This is a genomic window from Comamonas sp. 4034 (genome assembly GCF_050434545.1).
GTDB lineage: Bacteria > Pseudomonadota > Gammaproteobacteria > Burkholderiales > Burkholderiaceae_C > Comamonas > Comamonas odontotermitis.
The window spans coordinates 311845-334245 of record NZ_JBNDIT010000001.1 but is presented as its reverse complement, the minus strand read 5'-3'; the positions used below and the strand labels follow the sequence as shown (position 1 = coordinate 334245).

General features: G+C 63.2%; 20 protein-coding genes. 19 read left to right on the top strand and 1 reads right to left on the bottom strand.

Translation table 11 applies throughout. The features are described 5' to 3' along the window. The first annotated feature begins 11 nt into the window (after positions 1–11). The 13 genes from ABIE32_RS01495 (at position 12) to ABIE32_RS01435 (ending at position 13092) form a co-directional block, all read left to right on the top strand. Positions 12–1025 (top strand): XdhC family protein, encoded by a 1014-nt coding sequence (locus ABIE32_RS01495; RefSeq protein WP_429013159.1) that lies wholly within the window; start codon positions 12–14, stop codon positions 1023–1025. A gap of 337 nt (positions 1026–1362) precedes the next feature. Next, a complete protein-coding gene (locus ABIE32_RS01490; RefSeq protein ID WP_429013156.1) occupies positions 1363–2139 on the top strand; it encodes an IclR family transcriptional regulator in 777 nt (258 codons plus the stop codon). Positions 2140–2180: 41 nt separating this feature from the next. Continuing rightward, entirely contained in the window at positions 2181–2921 is a 741-nt protein-coding gene (locus tag ABIE32_RS01485) for a transporter substrate-binding domain-containing protein (protein ID WP_224150783.1), read from the top strand. A 67-nt stretch (positions 2922–2988) separates the two neighbouring features. Further along, the gene (locus ABIE32_RS01480; protein WP_224150782.1) at positions 2989–3657 is read left to right on the top strand and encodes an amino acid ABC transporter permease; all 669 of its coding nucleotides are present in this window, start codon (positions 2989–2991) and stop codon (positions 3655–3657) included. Next, positions 3654–4430 carry an amino acid ABC transporter ATP-binding protein gene (locus tag ABIE32_RS01475; RefSeq protein ID WP_317986723.1) on the top strand — a complete coding sequence of 259 codons (777 nt, stop codon included), beginning with the start codon at positions 3654–3656 and terminating at the stop codon, positions 4428–4430. The genes ABIE32_RS01480 and ABIE32_RS01475 overlap by 4 nt, the downstream gene beginning before the upstream one ends. Positions 4431–4448: 18 nt before the next feature. Then, positions 4449–5036, top strand: a complete 588-nt coding sequence (locus ABIE32_RS01470; protein WP_429013616.1) for a HutD/Ves family protein — start codon at positions 4449–4451, stop codon at positions 5034–5036. Positions 5037–5055: 19 nt separating this feature from the next. Further along, positions 5056–6441, top strand: coding sequence for a formimidoylglutamate deiminase (locus ABIE32_RS01465; RefSeq protein WP_377779669.1), 1386 nt, complete (start codon positions 5056–5058; stop codon positions 6439–6441). A 135-nt stretch (positions 6442–6576) separates the two neighbouring features. Continuing rightward, complete coding sequence (hutG, locus tag ABIE32_RS01460; protein WP_224150779.1) at positions 6577–7404, top strand: N-formylglutamate deformylase; 828 nt, start codon at positions 6577–6579, stop codon at positions 7402–7404. A 146-nt stretch (positions 7405–7550) separates the two neighbouring features. Further along, positions 7551–9002, top strand: a complete 1452-nt coding sequence (locus tag ABIE32_RS01455; RefSeq protein ID WP_429013149.1) for an FAD-binding oxidoreductase — start codon at positions 7551–7553, stop codon at positions 9000–9002. 64 nt (positions 9003–9066) lie between these two features. Continuing rightward, positions 9067–10239, top strand: coding sequence for an MFS transporter (locus tag ABIE32_RS01450; protein ID WP_224150776.1), 1173 nt, complete (start codon positions 9067–9069; stop codon positions 10237–10239). A gap of 301 nt (positions 10240–10540) precedes the next feature. After that, a complete protein-coding gene (locus ABIE32_RS01445; protein WP_377779665.1) occupies positions 10541–11887 on the top strand; it encodes an aspartate aminotransferase family protein in 1347 nt (448 codons plus the stop codon). A 23-nt stretch (positions 11888–11910) separates the two neighbouring features. Then, positions 11911–12477, top strand: a complete 567-nt coding sequence (locus ABIE32_RS01440) for a carboxymuconolactone decarboxylase family protein (protein ID WP_184710185.1) — start codon at positions 11911–11913, stop codon at positions 12475–12477. 54 nt (positions 12478–12531) lie between these two features. Then, entirely contained in the window at positions 12532–13092 is a 561-nt protein-coding gene (locus tag ABIE32_RS01435) for a GNAT family N-acetyltransferase (protein ID WP_429013144.1), read from the top strand. Positions 13093–13175: 83 nt separating this feature from the next. Here the strand turns inward: ABIE32_RS01435 and ABIE32_RS01430 are convergent, their stop codons facing one another. Beyond that, a complete protein-coding gene (locus ABIE32_RS01430; RefSeq protein WP_429013141.1) occupies positions 13176–13688 on the bottom strand; it encodes a PepSY domain-containing protein in 513 nt (170 codons plus the stop codon). 230 nt (positions 13689–13918) lie between these two features. Here ABIE32_RS01430 and tkt point away from each other — a divergent pair, with 230 nt between their 5' ends. The 6 genes from tkt to ccoN all read left to right on the top strand — a co-directional run bounded on the left by tkt (position 13919) and on the right by ccoN (position 22394). Further along, a complete protein-coding gene (gene tkt / locus ABIE32_RS01425; RefSeq protein ID WP_429013139.1) occupies positions 13919–15958 on the top strand; it encodes a transketolase in 2040 nt (679 codons plus the stop codon). Positions 15959–16053: 95 nt separating this feature from the next. Then, positions 16054–16602 (top strand): hypothetical protein, encoded by a 549-nt coding sequence (locus tag ABIE32_RS01420; RefSeq protein WP_184710180.1) that lies wholly within the window; start codon positions 16054–16056, stop codon positions 16600–16602. A gap of 322 nt (positions 16603–16924) precedes the next feature. Continuing rightward, positions 16925–17923: a type I glyceraldehyde-3-phosphate dehydrogenase gene (gap, locus tag ABIE32_RS01415; protein ID WP_224150769.1), complete on the top strand. Its 999-nt coding sequence runs from the start codon at positions 16925–16927 to the stop codon at positions 17921–17923. A 300-nt stretch (positions 17924–18223) separates the two neighbouring features. Then, on the top strand, positions 18224–20647 hold the full coding sequence (locus ABIE32_RS01410; RefSeq protein WP_429013135.1) for a heavy metal translocating P-type ATPase: 2424 nt from the start codon (positions 18224–18226) through the stop codon (positions 20645–20647). 18 nt (positions 20648–20665) lie between these two features. Further along, entirely contained in the window at positions 20666–20803 is a 138-nt protein-coding gene (gene ccoS, locus ABIE32_RS01405) for a cbb3-type cytochrome oxidase assembly protein CcoS (protein ID WP_224150767.1), read from the top strand. Positions 20804–20948: 145 nt separating this feature from the next. Further along, positions 20949–22394, top strand: a complete 1446-nt coding sequence (ccoN, locus tag ABIE32_RS01400) for a cytochrome-c oxidase, cbb3-type subunit I (RefSeq protein ID WP_224150766.1) — start codon at positions 20949–20951, stop codon at positions 22392–22394. Positions 22395–22401 lie beyond the last annotated feature (7 nt).

The window sequence follows — 22401 nt, the reverse complement described above, 5'->3', positions numbered from 1 at the left end:
GAGGAGCTGCGATGGAAGACATGGACGCCCTGGTGCTGCGAACCCTGAAGGACTGGCTCGAAGCCGACCACCCGGCGCTGCTGGCCACGGTGGTACGCACCTGGGGCTCGTCGCCCAGGCCGGAAGGGGCCATGATGGCCTTGCGCGGCGATGGCCAGGCGGTCGGCTCGGTATCGGGTGGTTGCATTGAGGACGACCTGATCCAGCGCTTTTCGGGGCCGCAGCGCGCCGCGGCCGTGGGTGGCCAGCCCACCCAGCTGGTGCGCTACGGGGTCACAGCCGATGAGGCGCATCGCTTCGGGCTGCCGTGCGGCGGCACCCTGGAGTTGCTGCTGGAGTTTGCACCCCCCTTGCCGGTGCTGTGCGATCTGGTGGAGCGCCTCTCGCGCGGCCTGCTGGTGGAGCGGATTGTCGATGGCCGCACGGGTGTTACTTCGCTGGCGCCTGCCCTCCAGGCCATCGACCTGCAGTGGGACGGCGACACCATGCGCAATGTGCTGGGCCCTGCCTGGCGCATGTTGCTGATCGGGGCAGGCGCCATGGCGCAGTATCTGGCCACGATGGCGCAGTTTTCCGGTTTTGCCGTGACGGTGTGCGACCCGCGCGAAGAGTACTGGGGCGCGCTCAGCTTGCCCGGCGTGCGGCTGTGGCACGACATGCCCGACGACGCGGTGCTGGCCTTTGCCCCTGACCCGCGCAGCTGTATCGTGGCCCTGAGCCACGACCCCAAGCTCGATGACCTCGCCCTGCTTGAAGCCCTGCGCAGCCCGGCGTTCTATGTGGGTGCCATTGGGTCGCGCCGCAATACCGACAGTCGCAAGGACCGGCTCAAAACCCATTTCGGGGAGACCGAGGCGAGCCTGGCGCGCCTGCACGGCCCGGTGGGCTTGTACATCGGCAGCAAGACCCCGGCGGAGATCGCCGTCAGCATCATGGCCGAGATACTGGCCGTCAAGAACGGTGTCGCCCTGCCGCGTGAGATGAGCGTGGAGCAGGGCAAGGCCCTGGCGGGCGCCTCCCTCTAGCCGATCGGCAAGCTCACTTCATGGGCGCCCTCTGGCGCCTCCTGGTGCGCATCGGTACACCGCCGTGCACGCGGCATCATCCTTGCTTTCATCTTCTGCGGCAGGCTGCAGGACTGTGCCATCAGCCGTGCCGGTTGAGACCGCTCATGGGCAGCGTGAATCCGCAGATCCATCCCAGTTTTACAATTTAAATTCCCATTAAACGGGATATGTAATTTGCATTCTGACGCAATCAAGGGTTTTTACTAAGAGTCTCTACAGAGGGAGAAATGAAAATTCCGGCATGAAACCTGTTTCAGGTTGTGATTTTTCGATCCCAAGATATGGGAATTAAAGAATGAATGCCCCCGAGCGCTTTGCGACTGCCCAAGACCCTGCTGCACCGGCTGCCGAGATTTCGGCTGCCGACCGTGTGCTGCAGGTGCTGGCAGTGCTGGCCTGTGCAGACTGCGCGTTGTCTGCGGCAGACCTGATGCAGCGCACCGGCCTGCCGCGCAGCAGCCTGTACCGGCAACTGGCGCGGCTCAAGCGCTTTGGCTTTGTGGTCGAGCATGGTGGCAGCTACGCGCCCGGGCCGCTGGGTTTGCAGCTGGCCCGTGGTTTTGATGATGGCTCGCACCTGGTGCAGGTGGCACGGCCTATTCTGGTGCAGCTGACCGAGCAGACCCGCGAAAGCGCAGGCCTGCTGGTCGCCGCCAATGGCCAGGCCGTGTGTCTGGACATGGTGGAGAGCCCGCAGTCGCTGCGCTGCTCTTTCGTCAAGGGCAGCAGCGTGCCCCTGCGGGTGGGCGCTTCGGCCAAATGCGTGCTGGCCTACCTGCCCGCCGTGCAGCGCGACGCATTGCTCAGCCAGCACCATGGCCGCGACACGGCGGCGTACAACGAGGCGGCTGCCGAGCTGGCTGCGCTGCGCGAGCGCGGCTACATCACCACCGTCGGCGAAGTCGATGCCGGTGTATGGGGCTGCAGCACACCGATTTTTGGCAGCGGCCGCCGCGCGTTGGCTGCGATCACGCTGATGGCGCCGCACCAGCGCGTGCTGCAGCAGGAGGCGCAGCTGGTGCAGGCCACCCTGGCGGCTGCGGCGCGCATTTCCCGCATTCTGGCTGAGTGATTGATTCCATTTTTCCAATTTCCCCCCGAAAGGACTTCCCCATGAACTTCCGTCGTATCGTTTTGAAGACCGCTGTGCTTGCCATGGCCCTGGGTGCAGGCGCAGGCGCGTTTGCCCAGTCGAATGTGTTGCGCGTGGCCACCGATGCCACCTTCCCGCCCATGGAGTTTGTCGAAAACGGCAAGAAGACCGGATTTGACGTGGAGCTGGTGGAAGCCGTTGCCGCCAAGATGGGCAAGAAGGTGGAATGGGTCGATATCGACTTCAAGGGCCTGGTGCCCGGCCTCATCGCCAAGCGCTACGACATGGCGGTATCGGCCATCTACATCACCGAAGAGCGCAAGAAGGTGGTGGATTTCACCCAGCCGTACTACGCCGGCGGCCTGGTTGCCATGGTCAAGGAAGGCAGCCCGATTGCCAAGCTGACTGATCTGAACGGCAAGAAGGTGTCGGTGCAGGTGGGCACCAAGTCGGTGGGCTTTCTGACCGAGCACTACCCCAAGGTGCAGCGCGTCGAGGTGGAAAAGAACCAGGAGATGTTCAATCTGGTGGACATTGGCCGCGCCGATGCCGCCGTCACCGGCAAGCCCGCCGCATTCCAGTACATCCGCACCCGTGGCGGCATGAAGGTGCTGCCCGAGCAGCTCACGACCGAGGAATACGGCATGGCCATCCGCAAGGACACGCCCGAACTGACCGTGGCCGTCAACAAGGCGCTGGAACAGCTCAAGGCCGATGGCGGCTACCAGGCCATCGTCAACAAGTGGTTCCCCAGCAAGTAATGTGAAGCAGTGATGTCCGCAGCGCGTGGCGGGTGCCGCGTGCTGTGCCGACACGACAGGATAGATTATGGAATTGGATTTTTCGCCCGTCTGGGCTGGATGGCCGGAGCTGCTGCGTGGCGCTGCGGTGACGGTGGAGATCACCGCCTGCGCGCTGCTGCTGGGCTGTGTGATGGGCCTGCTGATCGGTATTGGCCGCTTGAACCCCAAGCGCAGAATTGTCTATGGCATCTGCACGGCCTATGTGGCAGCCATACGTGGCACGCCGCTGCTGGTGCAGCTGTTCATCCTGTTCTTTGGCCTGCCGCAGTTCGGCATCATGCTGCCGGCCTTTGCCTGCGGCGTGCTGGGCCTGGGCATCTACTCGGGTGCGTATGTTTCCGAAGTGGTGCGCGGCGCCATCCAGTCCATCGATAAGGGCCAGATGGAGGCGGCGCGCTCCATTGGCATGTCGTCCGGCCAGGCCATGACCTCGGTCATTCTGCCGCAAGCCATCGTGCGCATGATTCCGCCGCTCGGCAACGAATTCATCGCGCTGATCAAGAATTCGGCTCTGGTGTCGCTGCTCACTATTCATGACGTGATGCACGAAGGCCAGAAGATCATCAGCGTCTCCTACCGTTCGCTGGAGGTGTACCTGGCGATTGCCGTGATCTATTTTGTATTGACGGGCGTGACGACCTTGCTGCTGCGCCATTTTGAGAAGCGCATGCGCGCTGGAGGCATGGTGCAATGAGTGCTGCAACCCCCAACCCGGAATCGATGATCCGCATTCGCGGCCTGCGCAAGGCCTATGGCGATCACGTGGTGCTCAACGGCATCGATTTTGATGTGAAGCCCCAGCAGGTGGTGGTGGTCATCGGCCCCAGCGGCTCGGGAAAAAGCACCTTTCTGCGCTGCTGCAACGGCCTGGAAGAGCCCCAGGGTGGCCGCATCGACATCTGCGGCCGCACGCTGGTCGACGAAGGCCGCATGCTGTCCGACAAGGAGCTGAACGCGCTGCGCGAAGAAGTGGGCATGGTGTTCCAGTCCTTCAACCTGTTTCCGCATCTGTCGGTGATCGACAACGTCACCCTCGGCCCGCGCAAGCTGCACGGCATGAGCCGCAAGGACGCAGACGCCCTGGCGCACGACCTGCTCAAGAAAGTGGGCCTGGGCCACAAGGCCGACGCCATGCCGGCAAGCCTCTCGGGCGGCCAGAAGCAGCGCGTGGCGATTGCCCGCGCGCTGGCCATGCGCCCCAAGGTCATGCTGTTCGACGAGCCAACGTCTGCGTTGGACCCCGAGCTGGTGGGCGAGGTGCTGCAGGTGATGAAGATGCTTGCCTCCGAAGGCATGACCATGATGGTGGTGACCCACGAAATGGGCTTTGCCAAGGAAGTGGCCGACGTGGTGGTGGTGATGGATGGCGGCGGCATCATCGAAGCTGGCGACCCCAACACCATCTTCAGCAACCCGACCAAGGAGCGCACGCGCAGCTTCCTGCAGGCGGTACTGACCAAGCAATAAGCGAGCCGCTGGATGAGCATGCATTTTTTCAGCAGCCAGTCGCTGCCCGCTACGCCATGGAAGAACGGCGGCGGCACCACGCAGGAAGTGGTGTGCTGGCCGCAGGGCGCGGGCCTCGACAGCTTTGAGTGGCGCATCAGCATCGCGCAGATTGCCAGGAGCGGGCCGTTTTCGGCCTTTGCAGGGATTGATCGCGTGATCACCCTGCTGTCGGGCGACGGCGTGCACCTGCATTCGCCGGACGGCGCCATCAACCACCGGCTGGGCCAGGCCCTGCAGCCCTTTGCCTTTTCGGGCGATGTGGCGTTGGACTGCGACCTGCTGGGCGGCCCTTCGTACGACTTCAATGTGATGGCGCGCCGTGGCGTGGCGCACGCCGTGGTCAGCATTCATCACGGTGGCAGCATGCAGTTGGCGTCGCCCCATGGTCTGCTGCTGGCGCGTGCTGGCCAATGGCAGCTACAAGGTGGCGCTGCGCTGCAGGCCGGCGTGCACGATGGCGTGTACTGGGCCGCGCACAGCGGCGCGGCGGTGGAGGCAAGCGCGGCAAGCGATGACGCCATCCTGATTGCCGTGGCTTTGAACAAGGTGGCAATCGGCGCCTGATGCGCCTGCCATGCGAACCATGAACCAAGAAAACAGTTTGTTTGCCGCCCATGCGCTGCTGCCCGGCGGCTGGGCGCAGAACGTATTGCTGCGCTGGGATGCGCAAGGGCGTTTCACATTGGTGCAGGCCGATGCAGAGGCGCCGCAGGGTGCCATGCAGGCTGCAGGCCCGGTACTGCCGGGCATGCCCAACCTGCACTCGCACGCCTTTCAGCGCGGATTTGCGGGCCTGTCGGAGTTTCGCGGCCAGGCGCAGGACAGCTTCTGGAGCTGGCGCAACCTGATGTACCGCTTTGCCGCGCGCCTGTCGCCGCAGCACCTGGAGGCCATTGCCACCTGGCTGTATATCGAAATGCTGGAGGCGGGCTACACCAGCGTGTGCGAGTTTCACTACCTGCACCACCAGCCGGACGGCCAGCCCTATGCGCCAGACAGCGAATTGAGCCTGGCCCTGCTGCGCGCCGCGCAAACGGCGGGTATCGGCATCACCTTGCTGCCCGTGCTCTACCAGAACAGCGGCTTTGGCGGCTTGCCGCCCGGCGACGGCCAGAAGCGCTTCATCCGCAGCACCGACAACATGCTGCGCCTGCTCGAAGCCCTGGCACCCGCCTGCGCTGCCCAGGGCGCCGCGTTGGGCCTGGCGCCGCACTCGCTGCGCGCCGTGGCACCCGATGCCCTGAAAGAGGCCGTGCAAGGCCTGCATGCATTGAATGCACGGGCGCCCGTTCATATCCACATCGCCGAGCAGATGGCCGAGGTGAACGCCTGCCTGCAGTGGAGCGGCCAGCGCCCGGTGGCCTGGCTGCTGGATCACATGCCGGTGGACGCCCGCTGGTGCCTGGTGCATGCCACGCACATGGACGATGCGGAATACGCCGCTGCCGCCGCCTCCGAGGCCGTGGCAGGCCTGTGCCCGCTGACCGAGGCCAACCTGGGCGACGGCATTTTCGACCTGCCGCGCTGGCAAGCCGGTGCGGGCCGCTGGGGTATTGGATCGGACAGCCACATCGGTGTGAATGCAGCGGAAGAATTGATGGTGCTCGAATACAGCCAACGCCTGCAGTCGCAGCAGCGCAATGTGGCCGCCAGTGTGCAGCAGCCGCACGTGGCCAGCCACATGATGCTCGCTGCCGTGCAGGGCGGCGCGCAGGCCGCAGGTCGCAACGTGGCGGGCCTTGCCGTGGGGCAGCAGGCCGATTGCGTCGTGCTCGATGGCGAGCACTTTGCGCTCGCCGGGCTGCCGGTGGCCGAGCAACTTGATTCGCACGTCTTTGCCAGCAGCCGCAGCAGCGCGGTGGCCAGCGTCTGGGTGGCAGGGCAGTGCCAGGTGGAACAAGGCCGCCACGCCCTGCACCGCAGTGCGCAGCAGGCGTTTGTCGCTGCACGTAGCGAACTGCTTGCCTAGGTAAAAAGCATAGCTGTAGGCGTATTGCTTTATTGATTTTCAGATATAAAACATGTTGAAAATTAATACAGATAAGCGCCAACAGCTCATTTTTTGATGAACAGCCAAGGCACGGAAAGAAAGAAGGAGCCACATATGCATTTCGAAACCGATCGTCCGGCGTTTGAATTCCGTCAGGGAACCGCGCCTGTCCTGATCTCCTTCCCGCACGTCGGCACCTACGTGCCACCTGCGCTGGCCGAGCGCTTCATGCCCGATGCGCGCGAGGTGCACGACACCGACTGGCACCTGCCCATCCTGTACGCCTTTGCCGAGGAGATCGGCGCCTCCACCCTGGTGGCGACGCATTCGCGCTTCGTGGTCGACATGAACCGTCCGCCCGATGGCGCAAGCCTGTACCCCGGCCAGAGCGTGACGGGCCTGTGCCCGACCGACACCTTTGCCGACACGCCGATCTACCGCAGCAAGGACCTGGAGCCCGACGACGCCGAGATCGCCCAGCGCCGTGATGCCGTCTGGCAGCCCTACCACGACCAATTGGCGGGTGAGTTGGCGCGCATCAAGGCGCAGCATGGCGCGGCCGGCCTGTGGGATGCACACTCGATCCGCTCGGTATTGCCGCGCTTTTTCGAAGGCAAGCTGCCCGACCTGAACCTGGGCACCAACAAGGGTGCCAGCTGCGCCCCTGGCCTGGGCGAGCAATTGCTGGCAGAGGCGCAAAAGAGCGCGGCTGACGGCTTTACCTCCGTGCTCAATGGCCGTTACACCGGCGGCTACATCACCCGCCACTATGGTCAGCCTGCGCAGAACGTGCATGCCATCCAGCTGGAGATGACGCAGTGCGCCTACATGCAGGAAACCATGCCCTTCGACTACCTGCCCGAGGTGGCGGCCAAGATCCAGCCGCATGTGCGCCGCATGGTGGAAGTGCTGCTGCAGTTTGTGCAAAACCAGGGACGCTGACCATTATTGGTGGCAAAAACCGCATCTGGTGTTCACCCCATGGGCACTAGATGCTATTTTTTTGATAGTGCGCCGCTGTACCGGCATGACAGCTGAGCGCCGCCGCCTGCGCCACAGTGGCGCCAGGCACACCACAATAGAAGGCTATGACTACCCCGAGCCCCACCACCGCAGCGACTGCCCCTGGCGCTGCCTTCTGGACCGAGTTGGAACAAGCCCTGGGCGCACAAGGCTTTGCGCGCAGCGGCGCGGATTCCATTCCTGAAAAATACTGGACCGACTGGAGCGGCACCGCCCCCGTGCAGCCGCTCGCTCTGGTGCGCCCGCGCAGCACGGACGAAGTGAGCGCCTTGCTGCGCATCTGCCATGCCCACCGCGTGCCCGTGGTGCCGCAGGGCGGATTGACGGGGCTGGCAGGCGCCGCAGTGCCGGTGCCCGGCTGCGTGGCGGTGTCGATGGAGCGCATGAACGCCATCGAAGACGTGGATGCGCGCACCGGTCTGATGACCGTGCAGGCGGGGGTGACCCTGCAGGCCGTGCAGGAGGCTGCCGTGGCGGCTGGCCGCGTGTTCGGCGTGGACCTGGGCGCGCGCGGCAGCTGCCAGATTGGCGGCAATGTATCGACCAATGCGGGCGGCAACGGCGTGCTGCAAAACGGCATGATGCGCGAACAGGTACTGGGCCTGGAAGTGGTGTTGGCCGACGGTACCGTGCTGCCGATGCTGCGCCCCATGCTCAAGAACAACACCGGCTATGACTTGAAGCAATTCTTCATCGGCGCGGAAGGCACCCTGGGGGTGATCACCCGCGTGCTGCTGCGCCTGCGCCCCGCGCCGCAGGCCAAGGCCACCTGCCTGGTTGCCATGCCGGGGTTTGACGAGGCCCTGGCAGTGCTGGCGCGCATGCAGTCGCGCTTTGGCAACAGTGTGGCGGCGTTCGAGCTGATGTGGAACGATTTCGTGCAGACCTCGATGCAGTGGCAAAAGCTCCAGCCCGCTTTTGCCGAGCAGCACCCGCTCCTGGCGCTGATCGATGTGGACGGCAAGGACGAAGCCAGCCTGCAGGATGCGGTGGAAGCCGCCCTGGGCGAAGCCATGGAGGCGGGCGAGGTGGTGGATGCCGTGATTGCCCAATCGGGCGAGCAGGCCAAAAGCCTGTGGAAGCTGCGCGAAGCCCCGGCCGAGATGACCCAGCACATGCACCCGCCCGTCAATTTCGATGTGAGCCTGCCGCAGGTCGATATCGGCCGCTTTGCCGCCGCCTGCCGCGCCGCGTTCGACGTCCGCTGGCCCGGCCACCACAGCCTGTTCTTCGGCCATGTGGGCGACGGCAACCTGCATGTGACGACCGATGGCAAGACCATTGGCGGCGAGGACGAGGCGCTGGAGGCCGTGCTCTACGGCCTGGTGCAACAGTTCCAGGGCAGCGTGTCTGCAGAACACGGCATCGGCCTGCACAAGAAGCCTTATCTGCCTTTCAGCCGCACAGCGCAGGAACTGGCTGCAATGCGCGCTATCAAATCTGCACTCGACCCCTTGGGGCTGATGAACCCGGGCAAGGTGTTCGATGGAGCCGCAGGTGACTGCGCAGCGCCATGAGCGCCTGCATGCTGGACTTAAGAACGTAAACACGTTCTGAACACAACACACATCACAAACCGTAATGAACCGCTCCATCGCATGGCTGGCCCTGTGCCAGGGCCTGTTTCTCACCAACAACGTGGTGTTCATTGCCATCAATGGCCTCGTCGGCCTGCACCTGGCGCCTGCACCCTGGATGGCGACCTTGCCGGTGATGGGCTATGTGGTGGGCGGCGCGCTTTCCACGCCGCTGGTGGCCAGGAGCCAGGCGCGGCTGGGGCGGCAGGGCTCGTTCCAGCTGGGCCTGCTGGTGGCGCTGGGGTCGGCTGCGCTGTGCGCGCTGGCGGCCTACTGGCAGCATTTTGTGCTGCTGTGCCTGTCCACCCTGGTGGCGGGCTACTACAGTGCCAATGGACAGCTCTACCGCTTTGCGGCGGCCGAACTGGTGGCGCCTGCCCAGCGCGACAAGGCCATCTCGCTGGTGCTGGCGGGCGGGCTGATCGGTGCGGTGCTGGGCCCGGGCCTGGCCAGCGCCACGCGCACCATGTTTGCCACGCCGTTTCTGGGCGCTTATCTGGCCTTGATGGTGGTGGCGGTCGTGTCGATGGGGCTGATGCGTCTGGTGCGTTTTGCACCACAGACAGCGGGCGCGGGGCCTGGCAGCGTGCCGCAGCGCACGGTGGGCGAGCTGCTTCGGCAGCCGGGCTTTGCCGTGGCCACGCTGGCAGCTGCGGCCAGCTACGGCATCATGAACCTGCTGATGGCCGCCACGCCGCTGGCCATGGATGTGTGCGGCTTTGATTTCAGCGCCGCCGCAGGCGTGCTGCAGTGGCATGTGATCGGCATGTTTGCCCCGGGCTTTTTCACCGGGCATCTGATCAAGCGCTTTGGCGTGATGCAGGTCATGTTTGTAGGCGTGGTGCTCAATGCCATCTGCGTGGGCATTGCGCTGTCGGGCCAGACCGTGATGCATTTCACGCTGGCGCTCAGTCTGCTGGGCGTGGGCTGGAATTTTCTGTTCACCGGTAGCACCACCTTGGCGGTGCAGAACTATCGCCCCGAGGAAAAGGACCGCGCGCAGGCCTGCATCAACTTCTTCGTGTTTGCCACCATGGCGGTGACCTCGTTCGCCTCGGGCGCGCTGGTCACCAGCCAGGGCTGGAACATGCTCAACCTGGGCTCCATCGTGCCCCTGATTGCGACCGCGCTGGCCATGGGGTGGCTGGTATGGCGGCAGAAGAGGGCGGCTGCCTGAGCCAGGCGCTGTTCTGGTATGAAATGGGGCGCTGGCGCAATACTGGTGCACACTTTGACTATTAAATCAGTAGCGACATGAGCATCTTTGGATCATTTGTTCTAAAAAATATTTAAAAAATAACAAATGTTCCTTATACTATGCGGCATGGCCGCCAGCACAGGGCCGGCGCCGCATCGCAAATGCCGTTTCTCAATCAAAGGGAGTACGCGAAGGCGAAGTGAAGGCAGTGCTGTAGCACGGCGAACGCAGCCGACAAAGTAATCGTTTGATTTAGAAACGGAATAAGGAGTGCTCGATCATGAGCCATGTTATCCATCGTTCTCTGGCCAAGGTTCCGCTCGTTGCTGTGGGCGGCAAGGGTGTTCAGCTGTTTGACAAGGCAGGCAAGGCCTACATCGATGCGAGTGGCGGCGCGGCCGTCTCCTGCCTGGGCCATGCCCAGCCGGATGTGATGGCTGCCATGCACCGCCAGATTGACCAACTGGCCTATGCGCACACCAGTTTCTTCACCACGGAGGTGCAGGAAGAGTTGGCCGACCACTTGATCGCCCATGCGCCTGCGGGCATGACGGACGTGTATTTCGTCTCTGGCGGCTCTGAAGCCGTGGAAGCCGCGCTGAAAATGGCGCGCCAGTATTTTGTGGAGATCGGCCAGCCCGAGCGCACGCACTTTGTCGCGCGCCGCCAAAGCTACCATGGCAACACCCTGGGTGCGCTGGCCGTCGGTGGCAACGAATGGCGCCGCAAGCAGTTTGCGCCCATCCTGATGGATGTGGGCCGTGTGGCGCCTGCCTACGAGTACCGCGACCGCCGCGCGGACGAAAGCCTGCAGGCCTATACAGCGCGCCTGCTGGCGGAAATTGACGCCAAGTTCCAGGAGCTGGGCACCGACAAGGTGATTGCCTTTGTCGCCGAGCCCGTGGTGGGCGCTACCCTGGGTGCGGTGGCGGCCCCCGCTGGCTACTGGACGGGCCTGCGCGCGCTGTGCGACCGCTACGGCATTCTGCTGATCGCCGATGAGGTGATGTGCGGCATGGGCCGCACCGGCAGCCTGCATGCGGTGGAGCAGGAAGGCATCAGCCCCGATTTGATGACCATTGCCAAAGGCCTGGGCGGCGGCTACCAGCCAATTGGCGCCGTACTGGCGCAGGGCAGGATTGTGGAGGCCATGCGCAAGGGCAGCGGCTTGTTCCAGCACGGCCACACCTATATCGGCCACCCGATGGCCGCTGCTGCGGCGCTGGCAGTGCAGAAGGTGATTCAGCGCGACCAGCTGATGCCGCAGGTGCTGGCGCGGGGCGCCTACCTGCAAAAGCAGCTGCATGCCCGCTTTGACAGCAACCCGCATGTCGGTGATATTCGTGGTCGGGGCCTGTTCTGGGGCGTGGAGCTGGTGCAGGACAAGAGCAGCAAGGCGCCTTTTGACCCGGCACTCAAGCTCCATGCCCAGATCAAGGCCCAGGCCATGGAAAACGGCGTGCTGTGCTACCCGATGGGCGGCACGATCGACGGTAGGAATGGCGACCATATCCTGCTGGCGCCGCCGTTCATCATCAGTGAATCTGAACTGGACCAGGTGGTGGAGCGTCTGGGCGACGCCATCGATACCGTGCTGGCCCGGAATGGCGCCACAGCGGCTGCATGAATGGACAGGAAAAGACCCCCGCTATGACATCTGCCAATGACCGCATGCCGCCCTTGCCGCAAGAGGCATGGAGCGAAGAACAGCGCCGCTATGCGCAACCCATCATCGACGGCCCCCGAGGCGCGCTGATCTCGCCCTTTGTTCCCCTGCTGCGCAGCCCCGAGCTGATGGACCATACGCAGCGCCTGGGCGAATACCTGCGCTACCGCAGCGCCATCGGCGTGCGCCTGACCGAGCTGGCCATTCTGGTGACTGCGCGCCAGTGGACGCAGCAGGTGGAATGGGCGATCCATGCGCCGATTGCACTGCGCGAAGGCGTGGCGCAGGCCACCATTGATGCGGTTGCCGCTGGCAAGCGGCCCTCTGCCATGCCCGAAGACGAAGCCGTGGTGCATGATTTCTGCATCGAGCTGCACCAGGCGCGCCAGGTGAGCGACGCCACCTGGGCAAAGGCCCAGCAGCTGTTCGGCGACAAGGGTGTGATGGACTTGATCGGCATCAATGGTTACTACAGCCTGCTGTCCATGGTGATGAATGCTGCGCGCACCACGGTGCCCGCGTCCTCGCAGGCGCCGTTGCCTGCTTTGTGATGGGCGCGGCATGCAGCCGCTCCACAATCCGTAGCGCATGCAATAGAAAAGCGCATGGCCGACAATAAGGCCATGCGCTTTTCTGCCCCCGATTCCAATGATTCCCGCATCATCCGCCCGCTGGCGCTGGCCGATCTTGATGGCTTGATGCAGGTGCAGGAAGCCTGCTATGGCAGGCACTACATGGAGAGTGCCGAGGTCTATCGCAGCCGTATCGCCAGCCCCATGCACTGCTCGCTGGTCGCCGTGCAGGGCGATACCGTGCTGGCCTACCTGGCGGCTTACCGCTCTGCCCTGGGGCGGGTCACGCCCATACACGGTGCGTTTGAAGGCTATGACGATCCCGACACCCTGTATCTGCACGACATGGCCGTGAGTCCCGATTGCGCAGGCCAGGGGCTGGCATCGGCGCTGCTGGATGCGCTCTGGCACGGTGCGCGCAGCTGGTCTCCCAGTCACTCGGCGCTGGTATCGGTGCAGGGCTCCCAGGATTACTGGCGCCGCAAAGGCTATGCGCTGCATGCGGGCCTGTCCGATGCCGACGCAGCGGCCGTGCGCGGCTATGGCGAGGATGCGGTGTACATGGTGCAGCCGTACCGCAGCCAGGGTGCTTGAAACACAAAGGCCAGCGCGTGGCTGGCCTTTTGAGGTGCTCTGCCGCTGGCAGGGCAGGGTTGAGGGGTATGCAGTGGTGCGGCTTACTGCTTGATGGTGCCGTCCACCGCATTGACGCGCACCTCCACCAGCTTGCTGTTGGCGTCGATGATCTTCACGTCATAGCTCAGCACGCCCAGGTGGTCGTCCAGATCCACTTCCACGGCCTTGCCGGCTGTGTGCTTGAGTGCGGTGGCAATCGCTTCGTTGATGCCAATCTTGGCGGTGGCCAGGCGGTCGGTGTACTTCTTCTTGGCGGCGCCTTCGTCCTTGGTTTCCAGCATCTTGGAGGCGTCGAGCGCGCTGAACTTCAGCTGGGTCTCATGGTTTTGCGCATTGATGCCCTTGAACTCATAGACCGGCTGCTTTTTCTTCATGTCGATCTCGGCCTCCACCACCTTCAGTCCGTGCTGGGTCTGCGCGGTGTCGATGGCTTGCGACAGATCAATGGCAGCGGCCTGGGCGGCAGCCAGCTTGTCCGCCGTGCTGGCAGATGCTGCCAGAGATGACAGGCCCAGAGCCAGAGCGACGGCGGCGGTACGGATGCGGTGTTGCATGGTGAGTCCTTTCGAGTCATTGGATAGGTGACAGACGCGCATTGCACGCTGAAAAGCCTGGTTTTTATACATTGTTGCGGCCCGTGAAAGATGTAGTGTGGGTGCGATGCGCCACCTGCCGCGTAGGCGGAGGCCCACTATCTCCGTACGGCAAAGTGCGAATGGCACAGCGCCTTTGCGGGCACGCCAGTAAAATGCCGGGTTTGTTGCTTTCAACTTCTCCCATACCCATGGTCAACACTCAGAATATGGCGAATGCGATCCGCGCACTCGCAATGGATGCCGTTCAACAAGCCAATTCCGGCCACCCCGGTGCCCCCATGGGCATGGCAGACATGGCTGTGGCGCTGTGGAGCAAGCACCTCAAGCACAACCCCGTCAACCCGCAGTGGATCAACCGCGACCGTTTCGTCCTCTCGAACGGCCACGCCTCCATGCTGATCTACGCGCTGCTGCACCTGAGCGGCTACGACCTGCCGATCGAAGAACTCAAGAACTTCCGCCAGCTGCACAGCAAGACCCCGGGCCACCCTGAAGTGGACATCACCCCTGGCGTGGAAACCACCACCGGCCCGCTGGGCCAGGGCATCACCAATGCCGTGGGCTTTGCGTTGGCAGAAAAGCTGCTGGCTGCCGAATTCAACCGCCCGGGCCACGATGTGGTGGACCACCACACCTATGTCTTCCTGGGCGATGGCTGCCTGATGGAAGGTATCAGCCACGAAGCCTGCGCCCTGGCTGGCGCCTGGAAGCTCAATAAGCTGATCGCGCTGTACGATGACAACGGCATCTCCATCGACGGCAAGGTGCAGCCCTGGTTTGTGGACAACAGCGCCCAGCGCTTTGAAGCTTATGGCTGGAACGTGATCGGCCCGATCGACGGCCACGACGCCAAGGCCGTGAGCGATGCCATCGCCAAGGCCAAGAAGGTGGCAGACAAGCCATCGTTCATCATCTGCAAGACCAGCATCGGCAAGGGCAGCCCCAACCGCCAGGACACGAGCAAGGCCCACGGCGAGCCACTGGGCGCCGAAGAGATCGCACTCACCCGCTCCGTGCTGGACTGGAACCATGGCCCGTTCGAGATTCCTGCAGACGTCTACGCTGCCTGGGACCACAAGGAACTGGGTACCAAGGCCGAAAAGACCTGGGACGCCCAGTTTGCTGAATACGCCAAGGCCTTCCCAGAGCTGGCAGAAGCGCTCCAGCGCCGCATGGCAGGCGACCTGCCCAAGAATTTTGCCCAGATCGCGGTGGAAACCGTGGCTGGTGCCCACGCCAAGGGCGAGACCGTGGCCAGCCGCAAGGCCAGCCAGCTGGCGCTGGAAGCCTTCACGGCTGCCATGCCCGAGCTGCTGGGCGGCTCTGCCGACCTGACCGGCTCCAACCTCACCAATACCAAGTCGACGCCTGCCTTCCGTGTGGATGACAAGGGCAACGTAGTCAAGACCGAAGATGGCCAGATCGGCCGCCACATCAACTACGGCGTGCGCGAATTCGGCATGGCCGCCATCATGAACGGCGTGGCGCTGCATGGCGGCTACATTCCTTACGGCGGCACCTTCCTGACCTTCAGCGACTACAGCCGCAATGCCATCCGCATGGCCGCGCTGATGAAGCGACGCGTGGTGCACGTGTTCACGCACGACTCCATCGGCCTGGGCGAAGACGGCCCAACCCACCAGTCCATCGAGCATGCAGCCAGCCTGCGCCTGATTCCGAACCTGGACGTATGGCGCCCAGCGGACACCACCGAAACCGCCGTGGCCTGGAGCGTGGCGCTGACCAACCGCGACAAGCCGACGGCCATGCTGCTGTCGCGCCAGAATCTGCCTTATGCGCCCAAGAATGGCGAGGCCATCGGCAACATCAGCCGTGGCGCCTACGTGCTCTCCGAGCCCGCCGACATTGGCCTGAAGAAAAAGGCCGAGGCCGTGATCATTGCCACCGGCTCCGAAGTGCAACTGGCCTTGAAGGCCCAGCGTCTGCTGGCCGAGCGCAAGATTGCCGTGCGCGTAGTCTCCATGCCCAGCACCACGACCTTCGACAAGGAAGATGTCAAGTACAAGTCCAGCGTGCTGCCAGCGGGCCTGCCACGCGTGGCCGTGGAAATGGGTGTTACTGGCTTCTGGTGGAAGTACGGCTGCGCCGCCGTGGTCGGCATCGACACCTATGGCGAATCGGCACCGGCTGGCGTGCTGTTCGAGCACTTTGGCTTCACCGCCGAAAATGTGGCCAACACGGTGCAAGTGGCGTTGCAGAAACGCTAATCACTGATAGATAGACTTTTGGTTGTTATAGGTTATGGCTATAGTTGCCATACCTATAACAGTGAACCCTCGAAAAGGGGGGAGAAAGAAAGTCTATGAATTTCATCCTGGGATACGCGCGCTATCTGCTGCTTGGCGGTCTTGCCTTGCTGGGCTTTGGCGGTTATCTGCTCTACCAGAGCGCTACCGGCGGAGGCATCCCGCAGGAATCGGCCCTGGCCGTGGTGCAAGGCGAGGTGGCAGGCGCCCGCAAGGTGACGGTCACGAAAAAGCGTCGCCGCGGCGGCGAGAGCCACTCCTACTACTATGAAGTGGATGTGCAGCCCCAGTCCGGAGACAAGCTGACCGTGCGCCTGCCAACCCTGGTGCCGGAATCCAAGGTGCAGGACATGGCGAACGCCGACACCATTCAGGTCTCGTACGACGCCACCAGCTCGAACAACGACGCATACGCCGTCAAGGGCGATGGCAAGGAAATCCTGCCTTATGCGCAGATGGCCAAGTACATGCAGGAAGACGCCGACCGCAGCAGCGCGGAAGCCCCGTTGATGATGGGGGCAGGCCTGCTGCTGGCCATTCTGGGCGGCCTGGGCATGCGGTGGCGCCGCCGACGCATACAGGCGGCCGAGGCAGTGGCAGCCTGAGCTCCCGGTCTGCAGAGCAAGACGATCCCAAGGCCCCGTTGCGGGGCCTTTTTCATGCCTATCGGGTTGCAGGCTGTGCCGCTGCTGTCGCGCAGCCGTCACAGGCAGGCACCAGGCCAATGGCCCATAAAAGCGCCACGATACAGGGCGCCTCTACAATACGCGGCATGATTGAAGCGCCTCGGTGGCTCTGCTGTGCCGGGGCGTATGCGCTTGTCGCTCCGCCGGGCCTCAAAAGCGGCACCCAGTGGCGAATCGATCGCCACATTGCCATTGCTGCAGCCGGATGGGCATCCAGAATTTCATTTACTTGGAGAAAACCATGGCAATCAAGGTAGGTATCAACGGTTTTGGCCGTATCGGCCGCAATGTGCTGCGCTCGGCAGTGCAGAATTTTTCTGACATCGAAATCGTTGCCATCAACGACCTGCTGGAGCCTGACTACCTGGCCTACATGCTGAAGTACGACAGCGTGCATGGCCGCTTCGACGGTGAAGTTTCTGTGGAAGGCAACACCCTGATCGTCAACGGCAAGAAGATCCGCCTCACGCAAGAGCGCGATCCTGCCGCTCTGAAGTGGAACGAAGTGGGCGCGGACGTGGTGATCGAATCCACGGGCCTCTTCCTCACCAAGGAAACCGCGCAGAAGCACATCGACGCGGGCGCCAAGAAGGTGATCATGTCGGCGCCTTCCAAGGACGACACCCCCATGTTCGTATACGGCGTGAACGACAAGAGCTACAAGGGCGAGGCCATCATCTCCAACGCATCGTGCACCACCAACTGCCTGGCTCCCGTGGCCAAGGTGCTGAACGACAAGTGGGGCATCAAGCGCGGCCTGATGACCACCGTACACGCCGCCACCGCTACGCAAAAAACCGTGGACGGCCCTTCGAACAAGGATTGGCGCGGTGGCCGTGGCATTCTGGAAAACATCATTCCTTCGAGCACTGGCGCTGCCAAGGCAGTGGGCGTGGTGATTCCCGAGCTGAACAAGAAGCTGACCGGCATGTCCTTCCGCGTGCCTACGTCTGACGTCTCTGTGGTGGACCTGACCGTGGAGCTGAACAGCGAAGCCACCTACGAAGAAATCTGCGCCGAGATGAAGGCGCAATCGCAAGGCGCGCTCAAGGGCGTGCTGGGCTACACCGAAGACAAGGTGGTGGCCACCGACTTCCGTGGTGAAACCTGCACCTCCGTGTTCGACGCCGAAGCCGGCATTGCCCTGGATAAGACCTTTGTGAAGGTCGTCTCCTGGTACGACAACGAATGGGGCTACTCCAACAAGTGCCTCGAAATGGTGCGAGTAGTGGCCAAGTAATCCTTGGCAGTCACCTGCCTGCTCCAGCACCTGCGCTGATGCGACAGGTGCTGGCAGCAAAGGCAACGGTAACAGCTATGGCGACAGCGATAGCAATCAGAAAGCCAACATGCAACGCATGTTGGCTTTTTTGCATCCGGCTTTGTGAGATGCAAAGCAGCGGACGAGGGTAACGCCATCCACCAGCCTGCAAGAAGCAGATCGGTTGCATCTGCCGCAAAGCATTGGATGTCCGGGCGCAGTCGGCAACGCTTGATGCGCATCAAGATGCAGGTATGGCGAGCTGACTAAGCTCTTGCCATGCAGGACAGTCATGCACGGCCCGTAGACGATTCCCATCCCGCCTCTCACGAAGCGGGGAGCGGTCCCGTTTTGGGAACGCTGCTGCTGGACGATGCCCGGGAATGGCCGCGCTTTGGTCGCTGCCTGGACGACATTGCCGGTCGGTGGGAATCACACATCGTGATCGGCGGTATGTATTGCGCTGCCTGTGCATTGACCATCGAGGACGCACTGCGCACCGTGCCAGGCGTGGAGCAGGTGGAAGTCAGCACGTCTGCCGAGCGCGCGCGGGTAGTGTGGTTGGCGGGACAGACACGCCCCTCGCACTGGATGGCCGCCATCGAGGCGGCGGGCTACCGCGTGCAGCCGGCCATGGATGCCTCGGTACGGGAGCTGCGCAGGCAAGAAGCCCGCCAGTTGCTGTGGCGCTGGCTGGTGGCGGCGTTCTGCATGATGCAGGTCATGATGTACGCGTGGCCGGTGTACGTGGCGCAACCCGGGGACCTGAGCGCAGACATGGAATCGCTGCTGCGCTGGGCCTCATGGGTGATTTCGCTGCCGGTGCTGTTGTTCACCTGTCAGCCCTTTTTCAAGGGAGCCTGGCGTGATTTGCGCAGGCATCAGGTCGGCATGGACCTGCCAGTGGCCCTGGGCATGGGCATCGCCTTCGGCGTCAGCACGCTGGGCACGCTGGACCCGGGTGGCCCTTTCGGGAGCGAGGTGTACTTCGACTCGTTCACGATGTTCGTGTTCTTTCTGCTCTCCGGCCGCCTGCTGGAGCAGCGTCTGCGCCACCGCAACGCGGGTTTGTTGGACGCGGCATTGAATCGCCTGCCGCAATCGGTCCAGCGTGTCGAGCAAAACGGTGGGCTGCAGCCCGTGGCGCTGAGCGATCTGCGCGTGGGAGACACGATTCATGTGCTGCCCGGCGATATCTTTGCAGCCGATGGCGTGGTGCGCAGGGGCTACTCGCAGGCGGACGAATCGCTGCTCACCGGCGAGGCCACGCCTCGGCCCAAGACAATCGGCGACAGCGTGGTGAGCGGCAGCGCCAACCTGGTTGCGCCACTGGATATCGAAGTGGTGCGGCTCGGCGAGCAGACCGTATACGCAGGCATGGTGGCCCTGATGCGCCAGGCGGCCACGCAGAAGCCGGCGATGGTGCAATTGGCCGACCGGGTGGCGCGGCCTTTTTTGTGGGGTGTACTGCTGTGTGCTGTGCTGGCGGCCGTGTTGTGGTGGCCACAGGGCCCTGCGCAGGCGCTGATGGTGGCCGTGGCGGTACTCATCGTCACCTGCCCGTGTGCGCTGTCGCTGGCTGCGCCTGCCTCATTGCTGTGCGCGGCTGGTGCGGCGGCGCGCCACGGTGCGCTTGTGCGGCGCCTGCAGGCGCTGGAGCAATTGAACCATGTCGATACCGTGGTGTTCGACAAGACCGGCACGCTCACCGATGGCCGGTTGAGCCTGCAGCAGATCACCCTCCTGGGCCCGTTGCCGGGCAAGGAAGTATCTCGGCTGGCTGCCTTGCTGGCCCGTCAATCGCATCATCCCGCCGCGCGCGCGCTGGTGCAGCCAGATACGGGTGAAGCGTCTGGCTGGCGAATGGACGAGGTGCATGAAGTTGCGGGCCACGGCCTGCAGGCACGTGTCGTCCAGCTGGGTAATTTTCCCATCCATGCTGCGATGCCACCGACAGGGCAATCGTTCGAGCTGCGTCTGGGATCGGCTGCATTCACCGAATTGCCGCAAGACGAGGCGCCCGGCGCTCGGCTGGTTCTGGCCTGGCGCGGCTGCCACCAGGGGCCTTGGCAGCCTTTGGCCGCCTTCAGCCTGACCGAATCACCGAGGCCAGAAGCTTTCCAGGCATTGCAGGCGCTGCGCCAGGCCGGGCTGCATATCTGCCTGCTGTCGGGCGATCGTGAAGAGGCGGTGCAGGCGCTGGCGCACCAGTTGGACATCGAAGTGGCCCACGGCCAATGCTCGCCTGCAGGAAAGCTGGACTGGCTCCAGGCCCGGCAATCGAAGGGGCACCGCATCGCCATGGTGGGGGACGGTTTGAACGATGGGCCGGTGCTGGCTGCCGCGCAGGTGTCGTTCGCCATGGGAGACGCGCTGCCATTGGCGCAGGCGCAATCCGACATCGTGATTCCTGGTGGCGACTTGCGTGTGGTGGCGTGCTGCATGCTGCACGCGCGCGCTACGCTGCGCGTGATCCGCCAGAACCTGCTATGGGCAGCTGCCTACAACGCGCTTTGTGTGCCGCTGGCCATGCTGGGCCACATGCCTGCATGGCTGGCAGGGCTGGGCATGGCGCTCAGCTCGCTGGCCGTGGTATTGAATGCGGCCCGGCTGCTGCGCTGGCCAGCGACCGGCGTGCCACGGGCAGGCGCCGTCTCAGGCACGGCGGCAACCCCCGAAACGCAGGCAATGGGCCGCACCTGAGCGGCCTGGAGACATTGAATGGACATCCTCTTTCTGATCATCCCTCTGTCAGTGCTGCTGGTGTTGCTGGTTGTGGCCGCGTTGTGGTGGGCCGTACACAGTGGTCAGTTCGAGAGCGTGGAGCCGGAAGCTGAACGCATCCTGCATGACTCTTGAGGCAAGTCAAAGGGCTTGAGGCAACGAAGGCGAACACTATCGGTCAGGAAAGCCGGATTTCATCCGTTGTTGTGCCGAACAGGCAGACCTCTTGGCCATGGATGCCATGGCAAGCCGAGCTTCCGACCTGTCAACGAGGGACAAAATGGTTGCGACTTCTTCACAAGCCAGCACCACCCATTACGACGACACCGTAGTGCGCCAATTCGCCTTCATGGCGGTGGTCTGGGGTGTTGTTGGCATGGCTGTAGGGCTGTTCATTGCCGCACAACTGGCCTGGCCAGAGATCGGTGCCGGTATTCCGTGGCTGAGTTATGGGCGCCTGCGTCCGTTGCACACCAACGCCGTGATCTTCGCCTTTGGCGGCTGCGCGTTGTTTGCCACCAGCTACTACATCGTGCAGCGTACCGGGCATACCCGGCTGTTCTGCCCCAGGCTGGCCAGCTTCACCTTCTGGGGCTGGCAAGCCGTCATACTGGCTGCTGCCATCAGCCTGCCACTGGGATACACGCAGGGCAAGGAATACGCCGAACTGGAGTGGCCCATCGATGTGCTCATCACCCTCGTCTGGGTGGCGTACGCGATCGTGTTCTTCGGAACGGTGGGCATCCGCAAGGTGCGCCACATCTATGTGGCCAACTGGTTCTTCGGGGCCTTCATCATTGCCGTTGCATTGCTGCATATCGTGAACAGTGCAGCCATTCCTTCCGGTTGGATGAAGAGCTACTCGGCTTATGCGGGTGTACAGGACGCCATGGTGCAGTGGTGGTACGGCCACAATGCCGTGGGCTTCTACCTCACCGCAGCATTTCTGGGAATGATGTACTACTTCATTCCCAAGCAGGCAGGCCGTCCGGTGTACAGCTACCGCTTGTCCATCGTGCACTTCTGGGCCCTGATCTTTACCTACATGTGGGCCGGTCCGCACCACCTGCACTACACCGCTCTGCCTGACTGGGCGCAATCGGTTGGCATGGTGTTCTCGCTGATTCTGCTGGCGCCCAGTTGGGGCGGCATGATCAACGGCATCATGACCCTGTCGGGGGCCTGGCACAAGCTGCGCGACGACCCGATCCTGCGCTTCCTGATTGTTTCGCTGTCCTTTTATGGCATGGCCACCTTTGAAGGGCCGCTGATGTCCATCAAGACGGTCAACGCCCTCAGCCACTACACCGACTGGACGGTGGGCCATGTGCATGCCGGCGCGCTGGGCTGGGTGGGTCTGATCACCATGGGCTCGCTGTATGCCTTGATTCCGCGTCTGTTCGGTCGCGAGAAGATGTACTCCATCCGTGCCATTGAACTGCATTTCTGGCTGAGCACCGTAGGCATCGTGCTCTACATCGCCGCCATGTGGATCGCAGGCGTGATGCAGGGCATCATGTGGCGCGAAGTCAATGCCGATGGCACGTTGGCCTATACCTTCGTTGAAAGCGTCAAGGCCACCTACCCCTTCTATGTCATCCGTGCGCTGGGAGGCCTCCTGTACCTGAGCGGCATGCTGCTGATGCTCTGGAATGTATGGATGACGGTGATCTCCGGGCGTTCCATCCGGGTCGCCATTCCTGCACCGCAACCGGCGCACGCCTGATCAAGGT

Excerpts from the sequence above, each read along its gene's own strand:
- ABIE32_RS01495 (WP_429013159.1), top strand. The coding sequence starts at position 12 with ATGGAAGACATGGACGCCCTGGTGCTGCGAACCCTGAAGGACTGGCTC.
- ABIE32_RS01490 (WP_429013156.1), top strand. The coding sequence starts at position 1,363 with ATGAATGCCCCCGAGCGCTTTGCGACTGCCCAAGACCCTGCTGCACCG.
- ABIE32_RS01485 (WP_224150783.1), top strand. The coding sequence starts at position 2,181 with ATGAACTTCCGTCGTATCGTTTTGAAGACCGCTGTGCTTGCCATGGCC.
- ABIE32_RS01480 (WP_224150782.1), top strand. The coding sequence starts at position 2,989 with ATGGAATTGGATTTTTCGCCCGTCTGGGCTGGATGGCCGGAGCTGCTG.
- ABIE32_RS01475 (WP_317986723.1), top strand. The coding sequence starts at position 3,654 with ATGAGTGCTGCAACCCCCAACCCGGAATCGATGATCCGCATTCGCGGC.
- ABIE32_RS01470 (WP_429013616.1), top strand. The coding sequence starts at position 4,449 with ATGCATTTTTTCAGCAGCCAGTCGCTGCCCGCTACGCCATGGAAGAAC.
- ABIE32_RS01465 (WP_377779669.1), top strand. The coding sequence starts at position 5,056 with ATGAACCAAGAAAACAGTTTGTTTGCCGCCCATGCGCTGCTGCCCGGC.
- hutG (WP_224150779.1), top strand. The coding sequence starts at position 6,577 with ATGCATTTCGAAACCGATCGTCCGGCGTTTGAATTCCGTCAGGGAACC.
- ABIE32_RS01455 (WP_429013149.1), top strand. The coding sequence starts at position 7,551 with ATGACTACCCCGAGCCCCACCACCGCAGCGACTGCCCCTGGCGCTGCC.
- ABIE32_RS01450 (WP_224150776.1), top strand. The coding sequence starts at position 9,067 with ATGAACCGCTCCATCGCATGGCTGGCCCTGTGCCAGGGCCTGTTTCTC.
- ABIE32_RS01445 (WP_377779665.1), top strand. The coding sequence starts at position 10,541 with ATGAGCCATGTTATCCATCGTTCTCTGGCCAAGGTTCCGCTCGTTGCT.
- ABIE32_RS01440 (WP_184710185.1), top strand. The coding sequence starts at position 11,911 with ATGACATCTGCCAATGACCGCATGCCGCCCTTGCCGCAAGAGGCATGG.
- ABIE32_RS01435 (WP_429013144.1), top strand. The coding sequence starts at position 12,532 with ATGGCCGACAATAAGGCCATGCGCTTTTCTGCCCCCGATTCCAATGAT.
- ABIE32_RS01430 (WP_429013141.1), bottom strand. The coding sequence starts at position 13,688 with ATGCAACACCGCATCCGTACCGCCGCCGTCGCTCTGGCTCTGGGCCTG.
- tkt (WP_429013139.1), top strand. The coding sequence starts at position 13,919 with ATGGTCAACACTCAGAATATGGCGAATGCGATCCGCGCACTCGCAATG.
- ABIE32_RS01420 (WP_184710180.1), top strand. The coding sequence starts at position 16,054 with ATGAATTTCATCCTGGGATACGCGCGCTATCTGCTGCTTGGCGGTCTT.
- gap (WP_224150769.1), top strand. The coding sequence starts at position 16,925 with ATGGCAATCAAGGTAGGTATCAACGGTTTTGGCCGTATCGGCCGCAAT.
- ABIE32_RS01410 (WP_429013135.1), top strand. The coding sequence starts at position 18,224 with ATGCAGGACAGTCATGCACGGCCCGTAGACGATTCCCATCCCGCCTCT.
- ccoS (WP_224150767.1), top strand. The coding sequence starts at position 20,666 with ATGGACATCCTCTTTCTGATCATCCCTCTGTCAGTGCTGCTGGTGTTG.
- ccoN (WP_224150766.1), top strand. The coding sequence starts at position 20,949 with ATGGTTGCGACTTCTTCACAAGCCAGCACCACCCATTACGACGACACC.